The 6,810-nt window shown below is 60.7% G+C and carries 4 protein-coding genes and 1 pseudogene; all 5 read right to left on the bottom strand.

Annotated elements, in window-relative coordinates; genetic code table 11:
• A pseudogene (locus tag ACIQ47_RS13800) lies at positions 1 to 1,486 on the bottom strand (hypothetical protein); the annotation flags it as partial.
• 103 nt (positions 1,487 to 1,589) lie between these two features.
• Positions 1,590 to 2,738, bottom strand: a complete 1,149-nt coding sequence (locus ACIQ47_RS13795; protein ID WP_396438665.1) for an HlyD family efflux transporter periplasmic adaptor subunit — start codon at positions 2,736 to 2,738, stop codon at positions 1,590 to 1,592.
• On the bottom strand, positions 2,735 to 4,906 hold the full coding sequence (locus tag ACIQ47_RS13790) for an ATP-binding cassette domain-containing protein (protein WP_396438664.1): 2,172 nt from the start codon (positions 4,904 to 4,906) through the stop codon (positions 2,735 to 2,737). The genes ACIQ47_RS13795 and ACIQ47_RS13790 overlap by 4 nt, the downstream gene beginning before the upstream one ends.
• Positions 4,907 to 4,943: 37 nt before the next feature.
• The gene (locus tag ACIQ47_RS13785; RefSeq protein ID WP_396438666.1) at positions 4,944 to 6,098 is read right to left on the bottom strand and encodes a TolC family protein; all 1,155 of its coding nucleotides are present in this window, start codon (positions 6,096 to 6,098) and stop codon (positions 4,944 to 4,946) included.
• A gap of 100 nt (positions 6,099 to 6,198) precedes the next feature.
• The gene (locus ACIQ47_RS13780) at positions 6,199 to 6,579 is read right to left on the bottom strand and encodes a hypothetical protein (RefSeq protein WP_396438663.1); all 381 of its coding nucleotides are present in this window, start codon (positions 6,577 to 6,579) and stop codon (positions 6,199 to 6,201) included.
• Positions 6,580 to 6,810 lie beyond the last annotated feature (231 nt).

The raw sequence follows: 6,810 nt of genomic DNA, 5'->3' as shown, positions 1-6,810 counted from the left end.
CTTGCAATTGGGTGGGGGTCAGGGCCGCCAATTGGGTGGCGCTGAGCGTGGTGACGTTGTTGCCCAAGGCAGCGACTTGGATGGGGGTCAGGGCCGCCAGTTGGGTGGTCGTTAAGGTGCCAAGCTGCGTGGCGGTCATGGCCGCCAGTTGCTCGGCTTCCAGCCAGGCCACAACAGAGGGGCTGAGCACGGCGACATTGGTGCCGGGCGCGACCGCCGCTGCCGCGGCTTGAGCCCCCGGCTCCAGCGTGGTGGCAATGACCCGGGTGAGGTTGGCCCCCGTCACACTGTTGCTGGCCTGCGCGGCACCCACCAACAGCCGGTTTTGTGCTGCGGTTGTCAGTGCGCCGTTGGTGCCCAGGCCGGTTGTCAATTCGGTGATGGTTTTGGCCATGTCGCCACCGTTGAGGGCGTCTATGCCCGACAAGGCGGCCAGCGCCATGCCGTACTTGGCGGGCGCGCTGGTTTTGTCTGTGGTTGCCCATTGGTCACTGTTGACGGCAACGGGAGGGGTGGACTTGAGCGAGCCAGTCGTCAGGCCAAAGGCGGTTTCGACCGCTGCCAAGGCCGATTCGACCTGGGCTGGCGTGGGGTTGGCGGCCACCAGGTTGTAGGCCAGTGTGGTCAGGGGGTTGATGTTCAGCGTCAGTGGGGTGCCCGAGGTGACGTTGCCCACCGCCCAGAGTTCGGCATTGACGTCTTTGCTGGCCCCTGTCGCTTCGTCCTTGAAGTCGGCTGCGCTGCCGCCGTCGATGAGCTTGGCTTTGATCACGCCGCTGTAGCCCGTCACCGTGGCGGTGAAGCGGCCATCGTTGTCCACCGCCACCGGGCTGCCCAGAGGGGTTGTGCCGTCTGCCTGATACAACTGCACGGTGAGCTGATGGCCTGCAATGACCGGACCCAGCATGACCTGGCCGTTGATGGTGGTGCTGACGGGTTGGGGTGCAGGTGCAGGTGAAGGTGCAGACCCACCGCCACCGCCACCGCCACCGCCACCTCCCGCCAACGCTGCAACGGGCAGTGCGCCCAACAACAGCGTTCCGGAACCAACCCCCTTGTCAGCCACAGGGGCTGGCGCGGTGGCGGTGCTCAAGCCCGTCGAGCTTGCAGCGGTCTGTGCCATCGCAGCATCCACGGGGGCCACGGGTGCTGCCGGTGCGTCTGCATGAGCCCCCGGCTGGCTGGCGCCCGATTGCAGCACTAGCTGCACTTGCTGGTCGCTCAGAACCTGCGGCTCAGCGCTTTCGGGCACGTGGTTGGCTGCATAAAAGTCTTGCACGACCAAGGCGGCGTCTCTTTGCCCTTCGATGTGCACTTCGAGCGCACGGCCCTTGCGCACCAGTCGCACCGCTTTGCCATGGATGTGCGTTTGGCCGGTGTAGGGCACCCCGTCAATGACCCAATTCAGATCCAGGCCCGGTTGGGCGCGGAGCTTTTGCGCAGCTGCGCCACTCTTGATTTTGATGGTTTTGATGAGACTTGTCATGTAAAAACATCCAGCCAAGGCAAAGAAATTAATGTATCACAAAGTTCTTACCAAATAATTTTCTGAGTACAAAAATAAATTTTTTACACGTTTGTGGTGTTTGTCACTTTTGGCCCAACGCGCCGCTGAAGGCGCGCGCAATCGGCTTGCCGATGTAGTGCAGCACGCTGCGGCGGCCGGTCTGGATGTCAACGCTGACGGTCAGGCCGGGCTTGATGTCTTCGGGCCGGATGCGGCTGTTTGCTGGCAGTTGCAGGCTCAGGTGGGCGCGGTAATAGGTCTGGCTGCTGCGGCCGTCGGGGCCGGGCTCGTTCAGGGTGTCCGAGCTGAGGTAGTCCAGGCGGCCTTGTGCGGGGCCGTAGATGCTGTAGTCGAAGGCGTCGAGCCGCAGGGTGGCGTGCTGGCCCACTTCGAGCTGGCCGATGTCGGCGGGGTTGATCTTGGCTTCGACGAGGTATTGGCCCTGGGTGGGCGAGATTTGCATGAGCTCATCACCGGGGCGCAGCACGCCGCCCAGGGTGTTGATGCGCAGGTATTTGACGATGCCGTTGGTCGGGGCTTCCAGGATGGTGTGGTCATAGATGCTCTGGCGCTCTTTCAGTCGGCTGCGCTGGGCGGTGATTTCGTCTTCGATGCGGGCCAGTTCCCTGCGGGCTTCGGAGCGGAATTTGTCTTGCGTGGCCTGGATGCGTTGCTGAACGTCGAGCACCTGGCGCTGGGCGCGCATGAGTTCGACTCGGCTGATGTCGCCGCTATTGAAGAGCCGTTCATTGAGTTGCTGCTCTTCTTCGGCCAGCCGCAACTGGCCGCGCAGGGCGGCGGTTTCTTGCTGCAGTGCAGCGGTGTTTTGCTGGTAAAGCGATTGCTGGGCCTGCACCAGGTCGGGGTGGCTGCGCCGGTAGGCGTTGGGCGCAAAGAGCTGGGCACTGGCTTCGGCCTGGGCGCGCAGGCGGGTGATTTCGAGGCCGGCGATGCGGTTGCGGACTTCGTCCACGCCGGCGCTGGCGCGTTGGTTTTCGAGGCGGGCCAGCACTTGGCCTTTGCGCACGGTTTGTCCTTCGGTGACGTGCAGTTCTTGCAGCACGCCACCGTCGGCGACCTGGATGATCTGGGTGCGCTCTTGCGGAATGATCTGGCCGGTGGCTCGGACGATCTGGTCGATCTCGAACCACGCGGCCCACAGCACAAAAGCCAGCAGGGTGCCGAGCAGCAGCAGGCCTGCGCCTGGACGGATGGAGGGTGTGGCGGTCATGGTGTGGCCTGCGCGGGTGCGGTAGGGGGAGCAGATGGGTTTGCCGGTGCCGGGGCGGCTGGAGGGGGTGCAGCACGCAGATGCTGCAGGACCTGGTCGCGGGGGCCGTCGAGCATGAGTTGCTGGTTGTTGAGCACCATGATGCGCTGGACCAGCCCGAGCAACTGCGGTTTGTGGGTGACCAGGATGAGGGTGCTGTCGGGCCGCTTTTGGAGTTCTTCGCTCAGGGTTTGCAGCACGCGCTGCTCCAGTGGCGGGTCCATCGAGGCGGTGGGCTCGTCCAGCAGCCAGATGCTGGGCTGGCGCAACAGGGCGCGGGTGAAGTGGACCAGTTGGCGTTGGCCGCCAGACAGGCCCTGGCCGCCTTCAAAGATCTCGCGGTCGAGCCCTTTGGGGTGCGGCGCGATGGCGGCGTCAAACAGCCCTGTGCGGCGGGCCGCGATGAGCAGGGCTTCGTCGCCGGGGTCGGCCAGGCCGAGGATGAGGTTTTCGCGCAGGGTGCCTGCAAACAGGCGGCCGTCTTGTGCGACAAAGCCGATGTGCTCGGACAGGCAGTCTTTGGCGATGAGTTCGAGTTCCATGCCGTCGAGCAGGATGCGGCCGCCCTGGGGCTTGTACATGCCCGAGAGCAGTCGCAGCAGACTGGTCTTGCCGCTGCCGATGCCGCCAATGACGGCGATGCGTTCTCCGGCGCGGATGTCGAGCTTGGGCAGGCGCAGGGCCTGCGTGCCGCTGTATTGCATGTCGATGTTGCTGAGGCTGTATTGGCCGTGCAGAGGGGCCACCAGGGGCTGGGTGCCTTCGGGGTGATCGGAGGGCAGTTTCCAGAAGCGGTCGAGGTCATCGACGGCGACCTTGGTTTGGGCCCATTGCATGAGCAGATTGGGGACCATGGCGATGGGGTTGAGGATGCGCCCGCTCAGAATGGAGCAGGCGATGAGAGCCCCCATGGTGAAGTCGTCCATGCCGATGGTCAATGCGCCCAGGGCCACCAGTGTGATGTAGGCCAGTTGTTGCAAGGCGCCGACCATGAACTGGGCGTTTTCGGTCAGGACGCGGGAGCGGTGCTCGTACTGGCGGGCTTCGTCGGTGATGTCAAGCCAGCGCGAGAGCATGCGCCAGCCGCCCTGCCCCGACTTGATGGTTTCGGCGCCTTCGATGCTTTCGACCAGGATGCCGGATTTTTGGTGCATTGCAGGCGTGGCCAGACGGGTCAGGTGTTCGATGCGGCGCTTGGAGATGGTGCCTGCGATCAGCCCGGCGACCAAAAATGCACCCGGAATCAAGGCCAGATTGCCGGCCAAGAGGAACAGCACAAGCAAGGTGAGCAAGGCCAGCGGGATGTCGACCATGGCCTGGGTGACCAGATTGACCAGGAAGCTGCGCAGGCTTTCGTAGCCGCGCAGACGCGAGGCGGTGCTGCCGACGCTGGGCGGCAATTGGTCGAGGCGGATGTGCAGAAAGCGACCAAATACGGTGCGGGCCAGGCTTTGGTCGATGAGATCGGTCAGGTGATGGATCTGGCGCGAGCGCAGCCATTTGCCCAGCACTTCAAGCAAGATGGAGGCGATGACGCCGAGGGTGAGCGTCAGCAGGGTGCTGCTGGCTTGGGTGGGGACCACGCGGTCGTAAACCTGCATGGTGTAGAACGAGGTGGCCAGGGCCAGCACCGTCACCGTCAGGGTGGCGGCGGCGATGTCGATGACGGCGCGGGGATGTCGCCAGATTTCGCTCCAGACCAATTGGAAGCTGGGGCTGGCCGATGGCGAAAAACTGGCCACCATGCGCAGGCGTACGGTCTGGCTGCCGGTGGCGAAGTCGCGCACGGCTTCTTCGCTGAATTGCCGCAGCGTGGGGCTCCAGCGCTGCACGGTCCAGGTGCCGTCGTTGCGGCTGGCCACAATGAGGGCGGGGAGCTGGTTTGGCTCCAGCAACAGTGCGGGCAGGCGCGAGGGGTCGGGCTGGCCACTGCTTTGCGGACGGGGCCAGCGCTGCGCTTGGGCCAGCGATGTGAGGGCCTGCAGCAGTTGGGGCGGGGTGACTTGCTCTGGCAGTTGGGCTTCGCGCAGCAGGGACTGCACTTGCAACACGTCGATGGGTTCGCGGCGCAACTGCGACAGGCGCATCAGGCAGGCGGTCAGGGCTTGGGAGGAGTTGGGGGGGGCCATGCTGGTGGGTGTGTGGGTTGGAGGGGCCATGGTCCTGTCAGCGCGCGGGCCGGGCCAGGTAGTCTTCCAGACCTTGGTAGTTCAGGCGCAGGCGTTGTGCAGCCAGCCAGGCTTGTGCGCTGGCGTCCGTCAACTGAGCACGTATTTGGGATTTTTCACGAGCGCTGTTCATGAGTTCTTGCCAACTGCGGCGGCCGTTGTCGAACTGCGTTTCTGATGACTGAAGATATGCCTGCGCGGCTTCCAGTGATTGATGAAATTGCAGTGCTCTTTGCGATTGACTCAAGTGGTTGATTTGATCGGCGGTCAGCACATCGCTCAACTCCTTGCTTCGCACTTCGAGCTCTTGCCTTTGTGCTTCAACTCGGCTTTGCGCAGAACCGATGGCCGTCAGGTTTGACAGGCCACCACCCAAGCTTGTGCTCAATCCTATGAAAGCTTTTTGAACGTCTCCACTGATGTTGCCGTGTGATATTTCGGCTCTGGCATAGACCTCGGGCGACAGACGTGCTCGCGCAAAATCAACCTCGGTTTGTGCCAGCAGTATTTGTGCTCGGCTTTTTTGAAGTACCGGATGGTTTTGCGCAACCGCTCCAGTGTGGATGTGCATGGTGTCCATCTCGGAACCTCTGAGATCAGGCAGATGGGGGAAGTCCGTTGCCGACCATGTTCGACCCCACATTTGTAACAACTTGTTCATGGCTTGCTGTTGCTGCGCACGTGCCAATTCGAGTTCAGCTTGGACGTTGGTCAAGCGTGAGATCGAAAGCTGTATTTCGCTGCGTGCGATTTGCCCCTCTTGGGCACGCGCCTGTACACGCCTGACGTACCGCAGGTGCAATTCTTCGGATTCGGCATAGGCTTGAACCCTGCTTCGGGCGGCTGCGGATTCGGCCCAGAGTTCTAGCCAGCGTATGGCGAGGTTGTGCCTTTGTTCACGCCAAGTGGCGTCAGCCAGTTCCAGTTGTGCTTTGGCACGATCGGTTTGCGCTGTCAGTCGCCCCCCTGTCCACAGAGGTTGTTGGAGCCGCACAAAACGGATCTTTGAATCAGCGAATTGGCTGGTTTGATTGCTGCTCTCAACGCCGATGGATGGTGTCGGAAAATATTGCCACCGTGCGCCCTCCACCTCTTGTGACGCCGCCTGCCGCTGTTGATCCGCCGCACGAACCGCTGGGTGCCGTTGCAGCATGTCGGGGAGCATGCTGCGGTACGCCTGAGTGGCTTGGGATTGGACTGGCCAGCAGACCATCACAAATGCCAAAATCAACAAACGACCCGGCGTCAATTTGTCAATGTTTGTCCACGCAATAAACTGATTTTTCAATCGTCTGACGCAAGGTTTTTGCATGCTTGTGAATGGCATCAACCAGTGCCTGGGTCGGCACCAAGCGTCGATAGCGTTTGTCGATGTCATCGGGGAGTCTTTCGATGAGCCCATCCTTTTCAAATTCACGCAATTTCATTCGGATGGCTCTGTCTGTGAATTCGGGATGGAATAAAACCTGTTTCAGGGGTTGTCCGGCACGGACTTCTACATTTTTCATAATCTCATTAGCCAAACAAAAGTATACATGCCTTCCGACCAAACTTCGCACGCTGGGCAGGGAAAGCCATTCCCACTGATTGATCTCAGTGAGCGCTTCAAATAGGTGTTGTTCAGTTTTGTTCACTTTCTCAGATTAATAACAATAAACTCAAATGAACTCATGTTGAGTACAAAACAACGGAAAATATTTCCGCAAAGAATTTTACAAATACAGGAATTAAAAAAAAATTCAAAACCACCAAAATTTAATATTTGATGTTTCAACACCATCATAATCTACGCAATTCGTAAAAACAACAAATTGTAACTGGTTCATATTTGTTGGGTGAAAAAAACGCCGAATTCAAACAACCCT

The organism is Limnohabitans sp. (genome assembly GCF_044373035.1).
Classification (GTDB): Bacteria; Pseudomonadota; Gammaproteobacteria; order Burkholderiales; family Burkholderiaceae_C; genus Limnohabitans_A.
The sequence above is the reverse complement of the archived record's forward strand: the minus strand, read 5'-3'. Positions and strand labels throughout refer to the sequence as shown.